This is a genomic window from Mycoplasma sp. 11548 (genome assembly GCF_055523555.1).
In genome coordinates, this window is the sequence record NZ_JBVFVF010000001.1 from 558,980 (window position 1) to 580,114 (window position 21,135).

Genomic DNA, 21,135 nt, shown 5'->3' on the forward strand with positions numbered 1-21,135 from the left:
TTATATATGGACCTAAATAGTTGTCATTGGACATATTATATATTATTTAAGTTATATATTATATATATAGTATTTTTAGGTTATAATTAGTTAACTATGTATAAACACAAAGAAGTTGAACAAAAATGGCAAGCAATTTGAGAAAAAACTCAAGCTTTCAAAACAACAAATAATCATGATAAGAAATTTTATGCTTTAGATATGTTTCCATATCCTTCAGCAGCAGGCCTGCATGTTGGTCACCCTGAAGGTTATACAGCTACTGATATTGTAGCTCGTTATAAACGTTTAAATGGTTTTGATGTGCTTCATCCAATTGGGTGAGATGCCTTTGGTTTACCCGCTGAGCAATATGCCTTAAAAACTGGTAACCATCCAGCAAGTTTTACACAAGATAATATTAAAACTTTTAAAAAGCAACTTAAAAGTCTTGGAATGTCATTTGACTGAGATAAAGAAATTGATACAACTGATCCAAAATATTACCAATGAACACAATGAATTTTTAAAAAGTTATACGAACAAGGCCTTGCCGAAATTAAAGAAATTGATGTTAACTGGTGCGAAGAACTTGGGACTGTTTTAGCTAATGAAGAAGTTATAACTGATGAAAATGGTCAACGAGTTAGTGAGAGAGGCAATTTCCCAGTTATTCGCAAACCAATGAGACAATGAGTCTTAAAAATCACTGCATATGCTGAAAAACTTTTAGAAGGATTAAAAGATGTTGATTTTTCAGAATCACTAAAAACATTACAAGAAAACTGAATTGGAAAATCTGTCGGACATATTGTTAAATTCAAATTAGAAAATGCAGATGATTTTATTGATGTTTTTACCACAAGAATTGATACAATTTTTGGAGTAGGTTTTTTAATTGTTGCCCCCGAACATGATATTATTAAGAGAGCTAAAAACCAAAAAGAAGTAAATGAATTCTTAGAATATTCTAAAACAATTAGTGATCGAGACAGGATTTCAAATAATAAAGAAAAAGTAGGTGTATACACTGGTTTAAATGTCATTCATCCAATTACCCAAGAAGTTTTACCAATTTGAACATCTAATTATGTTTTAAATACTTATGGAACTGGGGCAATTATGGGTGTTCCATCTGAAGATGAACGCGATCAAGACTTTGCTACTAAATATAACTTAGATGTACCTTCGATTCTTCCAACTAAAAACTTTGGCATAACTGATTTAGTTAATTTTGAAAAGCAACCTAAACAAGAACGGACAATTTTAGTTTTTAATTTATTAAAAGAACAAAACTTAGCACAAAGTCAAATATCATATAAACTAAGGGATTGAATTTTCTCGCGTCAAAGATATTGAGGAGAACCTTTTCCAGTTTACTTTGATGAAGATAACAATATTTACTTAGAAGAAAATTTTGTTGAATTGCCATATATGGAAAATATTAAACCATCACTAACTGGTGAATCACCACTTGCTAATAATAGAGAATGGTTATATTTTGAACGTAATGGTAAAAAATATCGCAGAGAAACAAATACCATGCCGCAATGGGCAGGTAGTTCATGATATTTCTTAGCCTATATTTTAAAAAATTCAGATGGAACATATTTAGATATCCAAAGCAAAGAAGCATATCAAAGATTTCAAAAATGGCTTCCCGTTGATTTATATATAGGCGGACAAGAACATGCTGTTGGGCACTTAATCTATTCTAGATTTTGACATAAATTTTTATATGATATAAATATTTTGCCAGTATCTGAGCCTTTTATGAAGGTAGTTAATCAAGGAATGATTTTGGGACCTGATGGGCAAAAAATGTCTAAAAGTAGGGGCAATGTCATTAACCCGGATGATATTGTTAATGAATATGGTGCTGATACTTTACGGGTTTATGAAATGTTTATGGGCCCATTAACTGATACGAAAGAATGAAGTGTGAGTTCAATTAAAGGTATTCGTAAGTGGTTAGACCGTGTTTTTGTGATTATTGAAAAATTTGCTTTAAATCCTACTTTAATTGATGATTCATATGAAGATGAAGAATTTAATTCAGTATGGCAAGCAACAATTAAAGAAGTAACCGAAGCAATCGATCAATTAAAATTTAATATTGCAATTAGTAAACTTATGGTCTTTATTAATGCTTTATATAAAGTAACAAAATTAAATAACCTTCAACCTTTAGTTGATTTCTTGATTATGCTTTCGACACTAGCTCCACATATTTCTGAAGAATTATTAGAACTTTTAGACAAAAAACAAATAAAAGACCAAATTTGGCCTTTATATAATCAATCACTAATCAAAGAATCAGTAGTTAAAGTAGTAGTGCAAGTTAATGGAAAAGTTCGAGCTATTATTGAAAAAACTGCAGATATAGATGATCAGCAAATTATTGCTTTAGCTCAAAACCATCCAAATGTACAAAAATTTATAGAAGGCAAAGAAATTAAACATAAAGAATTTATTAAAGGTAAAATTATTATTTTTAATGTTTAATCAATAATGATTTATTTAGATTTAGGTAATACAGCTTTAAAAATAGGTTTTCAAACACAAGGTAATAAAACAATTGTGAAGGTTTTAAATGTTAAATTAATTTCACATAAATTAATTAAAGAAATTTTGGATAATTTTAGTCATAAAATAAAAAAAGCATGATTATGTAGTGTAAATTTAAAATATACAAATAAATTAATAAACATTATAACAAGACTAAAAATTAAGATTCAGTTAATTAACCATCAATTTATATTTAAAAACCTTACTTTAGAATTAAACCCTTTAATTAACTTTAAAGAAGTAGGAATTGATATTTTATTAAATACTTATTTAATTGCCAATAAGTATCAATCTGCTATTTTAGTTTCCCTTGGCAGCGCAACTGTTATTACCCAAATTATTGATAAAACTCTTGAAGGGGTAATCTTACTTCCGGGTATTAAGCAAGGTGTAAAATCATTCTTTGAAAATATTTCATTAATAAATAAGCAAGATTTAAATTATCAAATAGCAAAATCATTAGCTACTAATACTAAAGATGCATTATCAATTGGTATAATTAATGGTAATTATTACGGTATTATCGGTTTGATAAATGATATAAATAGAATAAATTTGCCAGTTTTTTATACTGGTGGTGATTTAAAATATTTTCAAAAATTCAACTTAACCAATATTATTTTACATAGTGTAATTGAAGCAATGATTTTAATTGCTTCAAAATATACTTAAAATATTTTATTATTAAAAAAACTTTTTAATATGGAGGATTATGAAACGATTAGTAAGTGGTATTAAGCCAACTGGATCCCTAACATTAGGTAACTATATTGGGGCTATTAAAAACTTTGTAAAATTGCAAAATGAGTACGAATCCTACATCTTTGTTGCTGATTTACATGCTTTAACAACTGGTAAAGTTAACCCTAATGAATTAAAGGGTGCTCGAGAAGCCATAGTCGCTTTATATGCAGCTTGTGGCCTAGATTATGAAAAAAATGCAATTTTTTACCAATCACAAATTTTAGAACATGCTCAAATGCAATGGTTATGTAGCTCTGAAACTACTTTAGGTGAATTAAAGCGTATGACACAATTCAAAGATCAAGCCTCAAAATTAAAGCAAGCTAATGGTACTGAAAAAATCCCAACTGGTTTATTAACATACCCAGTTTTAATGGCTGCTGATATCTTACTGTATAATCCTGATGTTGTACCAGTTGGAGAAGATCAAATTCAGCATTTAGAATTGACCCGAAATATTGCACAAAGATTGAACAAGAATTACAAAACAAACCTAAAAATTCCTCAAGCAATTTTGCCTAAAATTGGTGCCAAAATTAAATCTTTAACTGACCCAAATGCAAAAATGTCAAAAAGTGAAAGGGGCACTAAATCAACTATTTATTTATTAGAAGATCCCCAAAGTGCTTATAATAAAATTTTAAAATCTGTTACTGATTCAGAAAATAAGATCTATATTTCGGAAGCTAAACCAGGTATTTTAAATTTATTAAATATTTATGCTTCACTTAATGATTTATCTTTAGCAGACGCTGAAGAGAAATTTAAAGATGCTAATTACAAAGACTTTAAAGAAGCAGTTGCCCAAAGTGTTAAAGATTTATTAAGCCAAATTCAAAGCAAATACCAAATTTATTTACAACAAGTTAACCATATTACTAAATTAGGAGCTTTAAAAGCTCAAAAAATTGCAAAACAAACTATAAATAATTTACAAAACAAAATAGGACTTTACGGAGGTGAAGATGAAAGCAAATAAACAATTAAACCATACTACATCACATTTACTAGCTGCTGCTATTGAAAGATTATATCCTGGTGTAAAACTGGGATTTGGACCAGCAACTGAAGAAGGTTTTTACTATGATTTTGAATTTATTGATCCACTTAGTGATACAGAACTAACTAAAATTGAAAAATTAATGAAAAAACTTGCTTCACGTAATTTAGTTATGAAACAAGTAAGCATTGATGAATATAGTTTTGAAAATAAACCATACAAAAAAGAATTATATGATGAATTAGTAAAGCAAAATAAAACAATTACTTTTTATTCACTAGTAGATCCTCAAAATAATGAAGTTATTTTCACAGATTTATGTGCTGGAGATCATGTTCAAGATACCAAACATATTAAACATTTTAAATTACTTCATTTAGCTGGAGCATATTGACGTGGTAATTCTGATAATATTCAATTAACTAGAATTTATGGAACTTCTTGAGAATCAAATGCTGAATTAGAAGAATTTTTAGCAATTTTAAAAGATCGCAAGGAACGAGATCACCGTAAAATTGGTAAAGAAATGAAATTATTTACCTTTAATAAGTTAGGTGGACAAGGTTTACCTTTTTGGTTAGAAGATGGAATGTACATTCATAATGAAATTAAAAACCTAGTGTTACAAAAAGATCGTGAATATGGTTTTACTGAAGTTTTAACACCTCATTTTGGAGAAGAAGAACTTTACCAAATTTCAGGTCATTTAGCTCATTATAAAGATGATATGTTTAAACCTATTGTGGTTGAAAATGAAAGGTTAATTCCTCGCCCGATGACATGCCCACACCATATTTTATGTTATAAAAGTGAAAAGCGTTCATACCGTGACTTACCAATTCGTTACTCTGAACAATCTCAACTATATCGCTATGAAAAATCAGGTGCTTTAACTGGTCTTGAAAGAGTGCGTGGTATGCTGTTAACTGAAGGGCACTTATTTGTACGAAAAGACCAAATTTCTGAAGAATTTAAATCAATGTATCAACTTATTAAAGAAACTTTAGAATCTTTCAACATCCAAATTAGTTATGTTTCTTTATCATTAAGAGATCCGGAAAATAAAGATAAGTATTATGATGATGAAACCATGTGAAATGAAGCTGAAACACAACTTCGCAATGTATTAGATGAATTAAATGTAAAATATGAAGCAAAATTAGGTGAAGCAGCTTTTTATGGTCCTAAAATGGATATTCAAATTTATACTGCCTTAGGACATGAAATCACAGTTTCAACCTTACAATTAGACTTTTTATTACCTAAAAAATTCGCCATGAGTTTTATAAATAAAAATAATGAAGAAGAAACACCAGTATTAATTCACCGTGGCTTAATTGGAACTTATGAAAGATTTGTTGCTATTTTATTAGAACAAACTAAAGGTGTATTACCATTTTGGCTTGCACCAAAGCAAATTACGATAATTCCTGCCACAAACTTTGACGAAGATGTTCACTATGCTAAGTTAATTAATACTAAACTCTTTAGCCTTGGATTTAGGTCAAAAGTAAATTTATCTGCGGAACGTTTAAATAAAAAAATTAGAGAAGCACAAATTTCTAAATCAAAAATCCAACTTATTTTAGGTGAAAAGGAACGATTATCTAACACTGTAACCTATCGAGAATATGGCAAAGATAATTCTACTACACTCCCATTAAATGAATTTATAGGTTATATTACTGATTTAAAGGTAAATAAAAAATAATGTTAAAAAAAACAAATCCACAAAAACAATGAAACAAAATATTTTTTGTTACCTTTTTTTTAATGACAATTGCTACTTTATTAATAAGTGACAAATTAATTCCTTGACAAATAATTTTTAATTCTAGTTATGAATTAAGAATTCCTTATCGTATTCTGGTTAGTTTTTTGTATACAGCGGGCTTTTTAGTAAGCAGTTTTCTACTTGCTTACTATAATAAATTAAAAGTTATTTATTTACAAATTATTGCTTTTATAATTGGCTTTACAATGACATTATTTTGAATGCCCTTATACAAACCCACTGACAAAGAACCGATACTAATTTGAACTTGATATAAATATGATATTATTACAGTTTTTGCAATTTATATTTTTATCTTTGGCCTTGTAAAATATTTAGTAACCTTTGAAAATATTAATAAATTAAGAGTAAAATATAGTAAAAATAACAATTAAATAATCAACAATCAATAAATTAATTGTTGATTATTTTTTATACAAATATTTATAGGTTTAATAAATATTATGAAATTTTAGTAATCTATGATGCCGCTTTATATATTAAGAAAATAATTTACGTAAAACTTACTATTAATATATATTATTTTTTACCATTATAGGCTTTTATATAGTAAAATTATAATATAGGTGTCCAATGACAACTATTTAGGCCCATATATAAATCCCTCCGAAAATGAACTAATTTAATTAAAATATGGTATAAATTATTTATGAGAATCAAACATAACATAGATAAGTACAAAAACTTAACAAACTACGAACTAAAAAAACAGCAATCGCTCATATTAATTGCTGCTAATATTGAAAAATCTTTATCTCAACTTAGTTTAATTACAAACCTTAGTATATCAACTGTAAAAAGATATAAAAAAATAATAAAAAGTAATCAAGAAATTGACATCAGTCATAAAAATAAAAATCAACAAAGAAGTTGCAAAGTTACCGATTCAGAAATTGAATTAGTGTTTAAAGATTATTTAAAAACATGTGAAATTATTTTAAATAGCGTTCTAACAAATAACCAACTTTCGTTTAAAAGTTATTATTATTCAGAATATGGTTCTTTTATAAGGCAAAAAATTTCTTACAAAACTTTGGTAAGAAGATTCAACCAATTAGGATTATTTAATATACATACAACCAAAAGAGGAAGAAAAATAGCAAAAATATCAAAGAAGAAAACTTCACAAGAGACAACATTGCTATTAAAAAAATATTATAAACAAATTAAACAAAATGAAAAACAAAGACAAGTTTTGGGTCTAAAGAAAAATTTAGAATTTGGTGAAATTGTTGAAATCGATGCTCAGCTTGAACCATATTTAAAAAATAATAAACCATTCTATCTTTATCATGCAATTGATGTTGCTACTGGAACATTATTAGCAGCATGATTTGAAGAACAAGAAACAACATTAGGATATCAAAGACTGTTAGAAATAGTATTTAAGAAATATGGATTTCCAAAGAAAATTTATACTGATAAAAGAAGAACTTTTTGGGGAAACGAAAACGCACAAACAATTTTTGAAAAAGATTTAAATAAAAAAGGAATAGAAGTACTCAGTTCATCTAATCCCAAACATAAACCTCACGTTGAGAGATCTTTTAGAACATCATTAGATCAATACCCATTATTAATTCATGAAAACGGATATAAAGATATTAATGATTTAAAGCAAAATAACGAAGTATTTCAAAATTATTACAACACGAGGAATAAAAAAATAATTTCTAAACATAATGTCTTTCAAAAAGAAGGAAAGAAAAACGGCAATTGAGCCGTTGATTTAGAGATTAATAGAAAAGTTTTAAATGGTGTTGTTAGATACCAAGGTAAAAACCTTGCAGCTTTTGATATGCATGACAAAAGGATTATATTTCCTTATAATTCTGATGTTGTGTTAGTGCATTCTTCTGATGATAATTTGTATTTTAAATATAATGGAAAAAAATACTTTGCCAAAGAACCTAATGGAAAATATCTAAGCTTTACAGAAATGTGAGCTCTTGAGAAAGGTTTAGATTATTCTATCCCTGCCGTTGGAAAACTAGCATTTATCCATAAGAAAACAAACTCATTTTTTAAAACTCTTGAATTATACATCTCAAAGTTTAATAGTGTCTCTGTGAATGCACAAGGAAATAACCTTGAAGCCAATAAGATTATGGCTGAGTATTTAGAGATACTTCGAACATTACACAGAAGCATCAATGATGAAATAAAAATTGATGCATATTAATTTTAATATTTTTTAATAAAAAAGAAAATAATAAAAATAGAAAACACGGGCACGTGTTTTCTGGAAGTTTTGCTTACTTTTTCAAAAGTAAGGCCCCCTTGATTGCAATCAAGGGCGGGGGGTTAAAAATCTTTTTGCTTCATTTTGAAATTTTATAGTTAATTTAACAATATGCATAATTATGTCTTAATTTTTTAGACAGTAAAAACATCAAAAAATATATAAATTTTCCAATTTAGTTGCCAAAGAAGAAAAAAATTTTTTTTCTTTGTTTTTTCGTTATCTTTTTTTTGTAACAAAAGCATCATAATATAAATCAAAAAATAAAAAAATGATTAACCCCAACAGTCTGGGCAAAAAATTAAAAATGTAGTTCAAAAAAGTAGTTATTCTACATACCATTATAGGCTTTTATATAGTAAAATTATAATATAGCAGTTTTGAATAATAGTTAATAACTATTTATACATAAAGAATTAAATTATGTTTATGAGATTTAATAAATTTATGTGCTTGCAAGTAGTGCTTGTACATGTATTAAATAAATATAAAGGTATAAAAATTTAATAAAAAATAGTTACAAGTTTATTTTTGTAACAAATAGGAGTAAGAAATGACTAAAATCAAAAAAATATTAATTTGAGCCAGTGGCATTGTATTTCCTCTTAGTTCTTTATCTTGTTCATCCATTGATTCTGAACCCAATACTCAAGAAGACCATAACAGGTTTAAAACTGAGTTAGAAAATAAAGTGTATGAAATTCATGGCCAAGTTCGAGCAAAACTAAACACCATAGGTTCTGTTAATAGTTTATATGTACCATCAATATCTTCTTATAAACAAAAAATTGATGAAAAAAATGGCTATGGATATGAATTTAAGTTTTTTAACCATGTAACTAACCCACTTTATGGCACACAAGATACAAGCAAACTTATTAAAATATCTACAAAAGATGAATTTGAGAATCTAATTATAAAAAGATATCAAGATTTACATACTCTAGAAAACTATAAACCTACAGAGGGTGAAATTATATCTGAATTTGAAAAATCTTTTTTAAATTACGAAAATGTTTATCAACATCTTGAAAATAATGATCTTTATATTTTATATGCTCATCATAGCGGTGCATTTTACTATCTTGCTGCTCCATTTATAACTGAAGATTCAGTAGAATTAACATTACTTATTAATAATCTTTCAGGTTATGTAAATACCATCAGAAAAAGTGCTCAAGCATGAAAAGTTTTTAGTTTACCAAAGAAACAAAATTTTAAGCTAAATACTTATTTTATTGATAATAAATTTACCCATAATATGCCCCTTGAAAAAGCGAATGAATATTACGGAAAACTCAATAAATGATACAGTGAGGAATTTATAAAATATTACAAATAATAGTGATTCTATAAAAAACATTTGCAATTAAAATTGCAAATGTTTTAATATCTATTATTGCTTAATTTGTTTCAAAGTAGTTAATCTATTTTCACTTTGAATTAAGAATTTTTCAAATTTGCTATAAGTAGCATTAGTAGCCCTTTGAGTTGTTACTGCTCTTTGGGTTGGGAGAGTTATTTCTTGATCAATTAATTCATCATTGGTTGCTTTACCATCATTATCCTTATCAATTCATAAATGGATAGTTGAATTATCTTTAACATCAATAAATTCTTTAGTTATATAACTTAAATAATTTGCACTATATCCAACATCATCAGGATAAATACGTTTATTAATTTGAGTTTGGCGGTCTTTTGTAATTTTTAAATTTTGATCATCTGCTATTTCATAAAGAGAAGCACCTTCATCATAATTAGACTTACCAAAAAAGTTAAAAGCATTGCTATAGTCAAATTTAACCTGGTTATAAATCTGATCATTTGTTTTTAAAACTAAACCATCTACTTTTTTACTAGAGTCAATAAAACCACTAAATCTAAGCAATGTAGGGTAGCTAGTACTTGTTATTTCTAAGCCTTGTCCGCTATTTGAGGTTTCACTATAAGTATAAATTTGACTTATTGTTTTACCATATCCCATGGTTTCTAAGAATAATTTATAAAATTCATTAGCTCTATTTTTAGTTTTTTCAGCTGGTAATTCAGTGATTTGATTTATCTCATTTAAATGCCTAAATTTATTAATATCAAATATAGAATTAGGCATAGCAGTGGCATTAAACTTAGGAGAATTATCGTAAAGATTAACACCTTCACCGTTTTGAAATCAACCTTGCCTGATTGGTGAATCAAAATTGTTTAAATAAGTATGGGATCAATCTTCGGCATTCCCTGATGGTGAAAAAGAACCAGAAACATAACCACTAGAATCTATATTGAAATATCAAGCACCAAACCAATTCACTGAATTTGGTTTGGTTTCTTCATTCATATATGATTTATTTTGATCATTAATAGAAAAGTATGATTCATAAGCATACTTAGTGTATTCGCGAGGCACTAATTCAGTTAAGGAAAAGGTATATTTTAATCTTGGGGTGTATGTGTAAAATGAACCACGGGGTGAAAAGAATAGTGGAGTTTCAGAAGTTGGATAATTTTTTAAATGATTTGGAGTTTCTAATTCATTTGCTAAACGCCAAAGATCATTTACAGATAAATTTTTGAAAAGTAAATAATCTTTTATTTCATCAGGAATACCAAACTTTTTCAATATCTCTGGATTAATATAACCTTTTTTATCTATATCATAATTTAATAAACTATAAAAATAACTAGTAAAATATGAATTTCAAAATTGCCTTGCTCCGTGTGAATGTCCATCATTTGTATTATTTTGTGGAGGATTATAGTATATTTCTGTTGTTTGGCGTTTATTTAAGTCTTTTGCTACTTTATTTTTCACATCTATTTTAGGATCTTCGATTAGTCCAATTTCAGCATAAACACTTGCTCAGTGGTGCATGTATTCATGGAAGATAGTCGGCATTAAAAAACCAATAATTTCATATAAATCAAATTGTTTATTTTGAGCCCCTGAACCATTCACGAAGATTCTGCGGGAATCAGGCATGTATAATCCATTGGCATTTTCATCAATAGCTTTATAATCATTAAAGATAAGTGCCTGTAGATCTTTGATTTCTTGACCATAAGGAATTTTACGTTTAAATTCATGAACTAACATTAGCAAACCTTGTTTACCAAGTAGATAATTATATGTTTTTCCATCATCATTTGTATAACTATATTCTCGAAAGATAAGTTCAGTCTCAGGATCAAGATATTCCAGAAAGGGTTGTTTACCCCTGATTTTTTCTTCTACTTTATCAAGGCTTGTATAAATACTTTCATTTAGTTTTGCCAAGGATTGTTGTTTTTCTTCATTAGTAATATTAGCAGTTAAAAATACTTCATTTTCTGAAATAGGTAAAAAGTTATGCAATGGAACTAGTGGTTTTGCTTCATGTATTGGTTCAGAAGGATCCTTCGATTCTTCTTGGCCCTTATATGCATTATTATCAATGGTGTTATCACCAGTTGGTTTATTTTCATTAATTGCTTCTTTTTCAGTATCAATTTGATTAGTATTAGTTGAATCGCTATCACTAGTTTGGGTTTTACTACCAGATTCATCATCATTTGGTTTTGAACCTTCTTGTGCATCAGATCCACTATTTAGTAGGGGTGTAGGTTGTTGATCCACTTTTTCTGAATTATCAGAACCACTTGGCTTATTATCAGTACTATTGTTGGGTTTTTCTGCTTCTGGTTGCTTCGTGACAGTTTTAGGATCTTCTGTTACTGGTTCTTTTGTCCCTGGGTTAGAAGGTGTATTTTCTTCTCTTGGTGGATTAGGATTTACTGGCTCTTCTTGTTCTCTATTTTCAATAGGCGGGTTTGCAGCTACTACATCGTTTAATGTTGTAAATGGACGTTTAACATTAAATAATGTGTCATTGTTTACCTTGATGGTATCTAATAAATATGTAGTACCTTTTGTTAAACCAGTAATAGTAATTTTATATTCATTATCAGCCGGTTTATTTAAACTTGAAACTGTAAAATTATGAACAGTGTCATTAATTTTTATATTAAGTTGGTCATTTGCTTGCAAGTTAGTTATTTTAACTGAGAATTCAGCACTTGTTTGAGTTACTGTAATTTCACTAACATTTTGAAAATTAAATACTCTTTTAGCAGGTTGCTTTGCATTGCACGAAACAGCAGTAACAGCGGTAATAGTAACTAAGTTAGTTGTCAGTAATAAAAATTTACGTAATTTCATGATATTTCCCCGTAGTATATGTTTATTGTTTATAAATATCTTTTATAATATATAATTTTATTATAAATACTAAAAAATGGTATAATAAAAATGCCTTAGTTTTTTAAGGCAAAAAAAATTGCTATTACCTAATGAATTAGGAGTTATATATGTACACAAAAAAACTTAAAAAAATATTTATTATTTCGTCTATAGCAGCATCTGCAATTCCATTGGTTGCCATAAATGGAATCGATACTGTAAATAGTCTAAATAATATTATAACAGAAGATTTAAAGATACAAAATATAAATTTGGAAAGTCAATTTTTACAAGTTCAAAGCACCGGATCTGAGCAACGTTTGTTAAATTTTGGTGTAAATAGGTTAGAAATATTTACAAAGTTAAACAATGTTCAACAATCTGAGATTATAAAATTTATAAAGGAAAATGTTGGTAACGATATACCAGTTAAATATGAAGAATTTGCAGGTGTTTTATCCATTGCTTATTTAAAAAATATTAATAAGGACATTTTAATTAATAAAGTTCTTAATTATTTTATTGATAATAAAATTACTTATAACAATATTTATAATTTTAATACAAAGACTCAATACGAAGATTTTGAAAAAAGCAAACTTGATAATAATAGTGCAGAAAATTTACAAATACCTGAAAGCAGATACAACTATGTAAATTTTAAAAATGAATCTGATAATGATCATTTATTTTCATTTGTAGGACTAACTAAAAAGACACGCGAAAGACATTTCAATAGTTTTATAAACAACAAATTAAATGTAGGTGTTTTAGAACTAGGGGTAGCCGAGACACATTCAAAAGCTTTTGATTGAAATAGAAAATATGGAAATGGTATTTGGTGAAGAGACGTATGATTTTATAGTGAAAAATCATCGAGACATGCCACCCAAGTTTCTGAATTAATAGCTGGTACAAAAGGAATTAATCCAACAGTTACTGTAGTATCTGTTCAGGCTGATATGAAGTGAAATGGCCTTTCAAGTGAATTCAATTATTTACTAAAATATACTAATTTAGTAAATAATAGTTGGGGATATCCATATGATCCAGATGATACCATGAAATGATTGTCTAATTACTTAGACAATTTAATTTTTAACAACCCTGAGTTAATAAATGTTGTTGCATCTGGCAATGGTTATCGTAGACAAAAAGAAATGAGTGCTCTTGCTCTATCTAAGAATAGTATTGTTGTAGGAGCCACTTCAAATACAAATCCTGAAAAGCGTGCTGATTATAGTCAAGTTGCGAATTACAAAAACTACTTATCAGTTGTCGCGCCTGGCGGAGACTATTGATTCTCTGATAGAACAATTTATGAGGGTATAGAATATGGCTACGATAATTCTGGAACTAGCTTTTCAGCTCCGGTAGTTACCAGTATAGCTGCTATGTTAAAACAAAAATATAAAAGTTATTTTGATTTAGGTTCAGACTCAATTATCTTTAAATCTGCACTTATTACAGGTTCAAGAAAACCTAAAGGTATTAATAATCTTTATACAGTTGAAACTGGATTCGGTATACCTCAATATGATAAAATTGAAAATGCATTGCAATCTCTAATTGTCTTACCAAATGCTAAAAAAGGAAATAACCCTGCTACTAACACTAGAAAAGTTTACTTTAATAAAGGAGATAAAATCAGAGCTTCGCTAGCATTTTTATACAATGGTACAAATGATAAAACTGATGTGATTTTAAAGTTAAAAATGAAATTGGTATAACCATAGATTCCTCAAATTCTTCATTTAACAATATTGAAGTTGTTGAATTTACTGTTCCTTTTTCAGGATGATACACACTAGAAGCTTATATACCTAAAACTACTAGAAATAGTGTGGAGACTGTAATTACATATGTTAAAGAAAACTAATAAAAGGAAACTTTGAAAATATACTTTGTTTTGTTTTTTGGCTTTAAGTATTCTTAGTATTCCAACAACTCTTTTATTAATACATTATAATGATTTGAAGAAACAAGAAGAATATTCTAAAATCCGTAATTATGCATTCTGGAACTCTAATAGTAGTATTTTTACAAAAGAAGGTGGATCGCCACAAGTTTTTGCGATTGATAAAGATAGGATTGCTGATGAAGATAAACGTTATTTAGAACATATTGAAATAAATAATTATACTCCTGGTTCTGGTTTTGGATTTTATCATGTTTTTAAGTATTATAATAACTTAACTTATGATAACTTGCATAATAAAAAATTCCCCAAATGAAAAACAAAAAATATACAAAGCAATAGTTATCTATTTAAAAACAAAGATGATTTTATCAACTTATTAAAGAAGAACCAACCTAATTATTATACTAGCGATACTGTTATCTTAAATGACTATGCAGAACTATTGAGCAAAATTAATTTTGAGTCCCATGATTTATTAATGTTAAATAATTTTTTAGGTCTTAAATTAGCTTGATCTGATAACCGAAAATTGGGTTGGAATATTTCGGACTACAATTTGGATATAAATAATAAAAAAATTGTAATAAATTTTGAATATAATGATAAAGTTCGTAAATTTTTATTCACTAATGATTTTAAATGAGGAGTACATGGTGCTTTTGGAAATGATGAGTGATATAAAACCTATTTTTTAATTGTTCCAAAATCAGCTGCTAAAAATGCAGAAGAGTTAGACATTGACTTTGTATATAATTAATTTTAAAATAAACCACAACCACAATTAAAAAAATAAATATTTAGCAAAATAAATCTGGACAGAAACGATGATATTTTCACGTTAACTTTTCTGTCCAGATTTAACATACGAATATTTTATTAAAAAGAAAGATATTATTAAATGATATTTAAAAAACTGAAGAATTAAAAAATTTAGGTAATACAATAAATATTAAATTTTAACATCTTAAGCAGAATTTAGTATATTTCACAAAATTAGAAAAATATTTTAATAAATAACTAAAAGAATAAATTAAAACTATATAATTTAATTATGATTATAAAAAAACAAAGCAAAAATGCACCTAAGACAAACAAAATTGCCACCAAAAAGAAAAAGAAAGTTCTTGATTATTCTTGAATTGATACTTTAAAAAAGGATGAGAAAGATGCGGTAATAATGTTCTACGACAGAATTTTTAAAGAAAATAATATTGAAGTTGATATTAACGAAGCATTACAAGCAGAAAAAAAATAAGCATTAGACCTTAGTGTTTAATATTCATTAGTTGTTTATCTAAAATTAATGTATTAGTATTATCTTTTATGCAAAACTTTTTTGGGTTTTAATCAAAATTTGCAAATCATAGTATTTATTTTCAAAAATATAGTTAAGTAGCTAATTACAACGTAATAAAATATTAAATTAATAAACCAGACTAATTATAGTCAGGTTTTTTTAACTTTTAAGCTTTATATTCTTATCTAGTCAAATCAATATTACAAGTTTTTATACTTTTTAGTTATATATATATATATATTATAATAAGTTAATGACAAATAACATAATAAATTAAATAAAGGAAACAAACCATGAAATTAAAAAAAATAATACTTTTAACTACCTTTACAAGTGTAACAACTTTATCTGTAGTATCATGTTCTTCTCCTGAAGATGAACAATTCGAAAAATATTTTGACAAACTTTTTGCAAATTCAAAACACCTTATTACTAGTGAGCAAAAAGAAGCTATGCGAGAAGCTTTTAAAATTAGTTTAAAAGACCCAGAATTTAAAAAAGGTGTTGATGTATTACTAAATAATACTATAAATAATAATTTATTTAACATACAACAACAAACTCAAGAAGAAACTAATTATAAAAATGCTCATAAAACCGTTTTAGATAAAAATGTTGATAATATTAGCATAGCTGATGCACAAAAAGTAAGAAGTGCAATCAATGAGTATAGTAATTTAAGCAAAGAAGTTAAAACTAAATTGCAATCACAAAAAAACCACTTAGATTCCCTTTTAAAAGAAATAGTTAGTTTAGAAAATCGCCAAATAAATAATTTTAGAAATATTCATAATGTTATTTTGAATAAGACTGTTAGCAATGTCTCTCTAGCTGATGAAGCAAGATTAAATTCTGCACTTAGTGATTATCAATCCTTAAGCAATAACGTTAAAAGTAAATTAGATTATTACTATAATATATTATTAAATTTACAAGATACAATAAGTGATTTAAAACGTGTTGAACAAAGCCAAAAAAATATTAATACTAAAGTGAATAATTATAAAAATGCTCATGCTGAGGTCTTACGTAAAAATACTAACAACATTACAATAGACGATGAAGCTAAAGTTAAAAATGCTGTAAATGCATATTATAGCTTAGATAGCGAAACCAAAAGTAACTTGCAAGCAGAAATTAAGCTTCTTGATAATTTAAATAAAAAAATAATAAGTTTAAAACAAGCAAACCAAGGCTCACAACAAAGTGATAAAAATCCAGAACCAAATAATCCAAATACAGATACACAAACTCCAAGTTACGAAAACTCTAATTATACTAGTGATGCAAATAACATTCTTGATTTTGATACACTAGATGTTGAGCAACACTGGCTAGATTATTTCAGTTTACAAAATTACCAGAAAAATTGAAGCATTCAAGATATTAAATATGAACTTGAATCAAATGGATATCGAAGTTTAATTGGTAATGTAGATGGAATTAGTGCAACTAAATATAAAACTATTAAACAAGTTGATAATCAATATCAATATGCTATTATCATTGAAATAGATGTTTCACAGCAAAATGCATACCAAAATGCTAAGGCTTTTATTTCCAAGTTAAACAATGATCCTAAATATAAAGTAACTGGTTACCGTATTAAAAATATTGGTAAAAGTAACCGTAATCAAAATATGGATGAAATCTTTGGTGCATTACCTGATAAATTACCTTTATTAGAATTATTTTTCGCTTCAACTAATACAAATGTAATGAAGAAGCTAAAAGATAAAGAAATTAAAGAATTAAACTTTTACACTGACCCAAGCTTAAACACTGGATCCAATATTGAAAATTGATCAATCAACCCGCTTGTTTTAACTAAAGTCAAAAATTTAAATCTAAATGACAATACTAATAAAACTAGATCATATGACGTGATTAAATTTGACAACTTATCATTTGATGAAGAAGATGTTTATATTGCTGGTGAATTTGACTTGTATAAAGTGAACAAGGCTTTAAAAATGTTTTATTGAACCAGAAATAATGAAAAATTCTTCCAAGGATTAAATCGAACTTATAGTCTTAAGGATAATAATAGTCGTAATTTTGTTGCATCATGACCACTTGGTCTTGATTTTTCTAATGTACCAAGCATAAAAAACTTAGCAGGTTTAGAGCTTAAAGATCGAAACGGTAATGAAAGAAATTTAAACAAAATTAAACTCTATAACAATCAATCTATTTGAACAATTTCTGCTCAAGATATGAATAAAGGTCAATTTAGTGATATTTTAGTCGGTGATTATTTTAATAATGTACCAACTAAAATTACTTTTAGTAACGCTAAAGCAACTAAGGAAATTAGGATAGTTGTAGAAAAACCAAATAATTATGAGCGGCTAGATTATAATGGAATAGCTGAACTAAGATATTTATTAAAATATAATGAAGGTATTTTTGATGAATATAGTGTTATTATTGTTCAAGAGGGCGAAACTAGTTTATTTAAATCAATAAAAGATGCTGGTTTTAATGCTAGGTATGAAAAAGAACAAGATAAGAAAATCCCATATAATACTAAATCAAAATAATTTAAACAATGTAAACCACTAACAATAAAAGCCATATGTATTTATATAGTGAACCCCACAAGTTGGTCCAAATCAATTGGTAAAACTTAGGGGTTTTTATTATGAAGTTAAAATTAGAAGATAAACTAAAGATTATAAAACTATATAAAACTGGTAAGAGTAGCAAACAAATTGCCGAAATTTTTAATGTAAATATGCGTACAATTCAGTTTATAAAGCATTTGTACAACTTCCACGGATTAGAAATATTTACAGAAAGAAATAAACGACGAAACTTCAGTCCTAGTTTTAAATTAGAAATTATCAAGCAAGTATTAAATGGTAAATCAATCCGCTCTTTGGAAGCAAAACTATTAATTAATTCTGGAATAATTAATTCATGAGTGAAAAAATTTAAATTATTTGGGTATAATGGTCTTATAAATAAAAAGAAAGGTAAAATGCCAATGACCATGCCAAAGAATAATAACCCAAAACAAGATAAAACATTATCTAGAATTAAAGAACTCGAAGAAAGAAATGCCCAGCTTGAAATGGAGGTAGACCTCTTAAAAAAATTGAGAGCCTTGGTTCAACAAAGGACAGAGCAACCAAACAAGAAAAAGCAAAAGTAATATTTGAATCAAGGCATAAATATAAATTAAGATTAATGCTAGACTTTTTTCAATTAGCAAAGTCAACATACTTTTATATTGTTCAAAGTTTTTCAAAAAATGATAAAGATTTTGATTTAAAACAAGTAATAACGAATATTTTTAATGAGAATAAATCCCGTTATGGATATCGAAGAATTTGTTTAGAACTAAGAAATAGAGGTTATATTATTAACCATAAAAGGGTTAAAAGATTGATGAAATTACTTAATTTATTTGGTTTACAGCCAAAATCAAAATATAAATCATATAAAGGTGAAATTGGAAAAATTTGTAATAACTTACTCCTTACAAGGATTGTTGACAAAAAGAATCATAACACTTATTATGAGCGAAATTTCAAAACTACAAAATTGAATCAAACTTGAAGCACTGATGTTTCTGAATTCAAAATAGCAAGTGGAAAACTATATTTATCACCAATTATAGATGTGCATAACCGCGAAGTTGTTTCATACACAATTTCAAAAAGTCCTAATTTTGAACAAGTGAATTAAATGCTAAATAAAGCTTTTAAAAAGTATAAAAATCTTAATGGTTTAATTTTGCATTCTGACCAGGGATGGCAATATCAAATGAAACAATATCGCGACAAATTAAGTAAAAGAGGTATTAAACAAAGTATGTCGCGAAAGGGAAATTGCTATGATAATTGTGTTATTGAAATATTTTTTGGAACCATGAAAAACGAAATGTTTTATGGTCATGAAAAAGAATTCAAAACTCTAGAAGACTTAGAAAAAGCGATGCGCAAGTATATAAATTATTACAACAAAAAACGAATTATCACAAAATTAAAAGGACTGACACCTTTAGGATATAGGCATCAATCCTTAAATTAATTTTAGTCCAATTTTATGGGTTCACTATATTAATACATATGGCTTTTAAGTTATCTTTTAATATCCAAATTTTGATAATTGTTGTTCATTATCATTTCATTTTTTGGCTACTTTAACTTTTAATGTTAAGGTAACTTTGGTTTGCAATTGGTGGGCTATTTTATGTCTTGCATTTTGGCTTATTTGTTTAATTTTAGACGCATTTTTACCAATTACCATACCTTTTTGTGAATCTTTTTTAACATAAATATATGCATCAATATAAATATGTTCAGGATCTGATTCATTAAATTCTGTTACTTCAACTGCTATTGAATGAGGCAATTCTTCATACAGTAAATTAATGGCACTTTCCCTTATGATTTCTTTAGCTATAAAACGTATAGATTTATCGGTAATGTAATCTGGATCATATTGCAAAGTATCTTCATAGGCAAAATTATCTTTAATTAATTTAAGTAAATAATTTATTGAATTTTTATTACTTATATCAGTAGATACAATGTAATCAAAGTTATATGCTTGTAATTCAGATATTTTGGATGTTAATAATTCTGGATTTCCTTTAATTTTATTGACTTTAGAAATAACTGCAATTTTATGCGTTTGATTAGTAATTTTTTCTAAAATTAATTTATCACCTTTGCCAATTTTTTCGTCAGCTGGGCTTAAAAATAAAACTACATCCACATTTTTAATTGACTCGTAAGCAGATTTATTTAAACTTTCACCAAGTTTATTTTCGGCTTTATGAATTCCAGGAGTATCAGTAAAAATAAGTTGGAAATCTTCATCAGTATAAATACCAGTTATTTGGTCCCTTGTTGTTTGGGCAGTATCTGTTACAATTGCAATATCATAGCCAACAATTGCATTTACTAAACTGCTCTTACCAACATTTGGCCTTCCCAAAATACTAGCAAAACAAATTTTCATTATTTAATATCTTTTGGTGTAATTGGAAATGGAACTAATTCAGATAATTTGTTTATGCGCACTTTTTGCCCATCATTCGAATATTGGTAGATTAATGCATCTTGCGGCATAAATTCGCTCATTACTTGGCGACACCCAGCACAAGGACTTATTTCATCTTCTTTTTTAGAAATAATGTGTATCTCTTTGAAACTCCCAACTTTTGCTCCGTAAGCAACTGAGCCAAATAAGGCACTGCGCTCAGCACATAAACCAGATGGGTAAGCAGCATTTTCAACGTTAACGCCAGGGTATTCATTGCCTAATTCATCAATAGCAATAGCGGCTACTTGGAAATTTGAATATGGTGCATACGATTTAGTTAATAAATATCTTAATTTTTCAATGTTCATAGTATTG

The 21,135-nt window shown here is 27.2% G+C and carries 17 protein-coding genes; 14 read left to right on the forward strand and 3 right to left on the reverse strand.

All coding sequences use genetic code 4. The features are described from left to right. The first annotated feature begins 96 nt into the window (after positions 1-96). The 7 genes from leuS (at position 97) to AC0B4K_RS02360 (ending at position 9,670) form a co-directional block, all read left to right on the forward strand. Positions 97-2,484 (forward strand): leucine--tRNA ligase, encoded by a 2,388-nt coding sequence (gene leuS / locus AC0B4K_RS02330; protein WP_465103649.1) that lies wholly within the window; start codon positions 97-99, stop codon positions 2,482-2,484. Between the two features lie 6 nt (positions 2,485-2,490). Then, a complete protein-coding gene (locus AC0B4K_RS02335; RefSeq protein WP_465103650.1) occupies positions 2,491-3,219 on the forward strand; it encodes a type III pantothenate kinase in 729 nt (242 codons plus the stop codon). Positions 3,220-3,259: 40 nt separating this feature from the next. Continuing rightward, positions 3,260-4,270, forward strand: a complete 1,011-nt coding sequence (gene trpS, locus AC0B4K_RS02340) for a tryptophan--tRNA ligase (RefSeq protein WP_465103651.1) — start codon at positions 3,260-3,262, stop codon at positions 4,268-4,270. Continuing rightward, positions 4,257-6,002 (forward strand): threonine--tRNA ligase, encoded by a 1,746-nt coding sequence (thrS, locus tag AC0B4K_RS02345; RefSeq protein ID WP_465103652.1) that lies wholly within the window; start codon positions 4,257-4,259, stop codon positions 6,000-6,002. Before trpS ends, thrS begins: the two co-directional genes overlap by 14 nt. Next, positions 6,002-6,460: a hypothetical protein gene (locus tag AC0B4K_RS02350; protein WP_465103653.1), complete on the forward strand. Its 459-nt coding sequence runs from the start codon at positions 6,002-6,004 to the stop codon at positions 6,458-6,460. Before thrS ends, AC0B4K_RS02350 begins: the two co-directional genes overlap by 1 nt. Before the next feature lie 275 nt (positions 6,461-6,735). Then, complete coding sequence (locus tag AC0B4K_RS02355; RefSeq protein WP_465103654.1) at positions 6,736-8,268, forward strand: transposase family protein; 1,533 nt, start codon at positions 6,736-6,738, stop codon at positions 8,266-8,268. A 613-nt stretch (positions 8,269-8,881) separates the two neighbouring features. After that, entirely contained in the window at positions 8,882-9,670 is a 789-nt protein-coding gene (locus AC0B4K_RS02360) for a hypothetical protein (protein WP_465103655.1), read from the forward strand. A gap of 54 nt (positions 9,671-9,724) precedes the next feature. Here AC0B4K_RS02360 and AC0B4K_RS02365 read toward each other — a convergent pair whose 3' ends face one another. Continuing rightward, complete coding sequence (locus AC0B4K_RS02365; protein WP_465103656.1) at positions 9,725-12,523, reverse strand: MYPU_1760 family metalloprotease; 2,799 nt, start codon at positions 12,521-12,523, stop codon at positions 9,725-9,727. A gap of 149 nt (positions 12,524-12,672) precedes the next feature. Between AC0B4K_RS02365 and AC0B4K_RS02370 the strand changes: the two genes are divergently transcribed. The 7 genes from AC0B4K_RS02370 (at position 12,673) to AC0B4K_RS02400 (ending at position 19,800) form a co-directional block, all read left to right on the forward strand. Beyond that, positions 12,673-14,274 carry a S8 family serine peptidase gene (locus tag AC0B4K_RS02370; RefSeq protein WP_465103657.1) on the forward strand — a complete coding sequence of 534 codons (1,602 nt, stop codon included), beginning with the start codon at positions 12,673-12,675 and terminating at the stop codon, positions 14,272-14,274. A gap of 243 nt (positions 14,275-14,517) precedes the next feature. Continuing rightward, complete coding sequence (locus AC0B4K_RS02375) at positions 14,518-15,222, forward strand: hypothetical protein (RefSeq protein ID WP_465103658.1); 705 nt, start codon at positions 14,518-14,520, stop codon at positions 15,220-15,222. Positions 15,223-15,516: 294 nt separating this feature from the next. Beyond that, positions 15,517-15,720 (forward strand): hypothetical protein, encoded by a 204-nt coding sequence (locus tag AC0B4K_RS02380; RefSeq protein WP_465103659.1) that lies wholly within the window; start codon positions 15,517-15,519, stop codon positions 15,718-15,720. A gap of 335 nt (positions 15,721-16,055) precedes the next feature. Further along, on the forward strand, positions 16,056-18,305 hold the full coding sequence (locus AC0B4K_RS02385; RefSeq protein ID WP_465103660.1) for a putative immunoglobulin-blocking virulence protein: 2,250 nt from the start codon (positions 16,056-16,058) through the stop codon (positions 18,303-18,305). Positions 18,306-18,406: 101 nt separating this feature from the next. Beyond that, on the forward strand, positions 18,407-18,919 hold the full coding sequence (locus AC0B4K_RS02390; protein WP_465103661.1) for a transposase: 513 nt from the start codon (positions 18,407-18,409) through the stop codon (positions 18,917-18,919). A 35-nt stretch (positions 18,920-18,954) separates the two neighbouring features. Beyond that, positions 18,955-19,455, forward strand: coding sequence for an IS3 family transposase (locus tag AC0B4K_RS02395; protein WP_465103662.1), 501 nt, complete (start codon positions 18,955-18,957; stop codon positions 19,453-19,455). After that, positions 19,456-19,800, forward strand: a complete 345-nt coding sequence (locus AC0B4K_RS02400) for a transposase (RefSeq protein ID WP_465103663.1) — start codon at positions 19,456-19,458, stop codon at positions 19,798-19,800. It abuts the gene before it with no gap. 57 nt (positions 19,801-19,857) lie between these two features. Here AC0B4K_RS02400 and era read toward each other — a convergent pair whose 3' ends face one another. Further along, positions 19,858-20,736 (reverse strand): GTPase Era, encoded by an 879-nt coding sequence (gene era, locus AC0B4K_RS02405; RefSeq protein WP_465103664.1) that lies wholly within the window; start codon positions 20,734-20,736, stop codon positions 19,858-19,860. Continuing rightward, on the reverse strand, positions 20,736-21,128 hold the full coding sequence (gene cdd / locus AC0B4K_RS02410; RefSeq protein WP_465102334.1) for a cytidine deaminase: 393 nt from the start codon (positions 21,126-21,128) through the stop codon (positions 20,736-20,738). Before cdd ends, era begins: the two co-directional genes overlap by 1 nt. Positions 21,129-21,135: the final 7 nt, after the last annotated feature.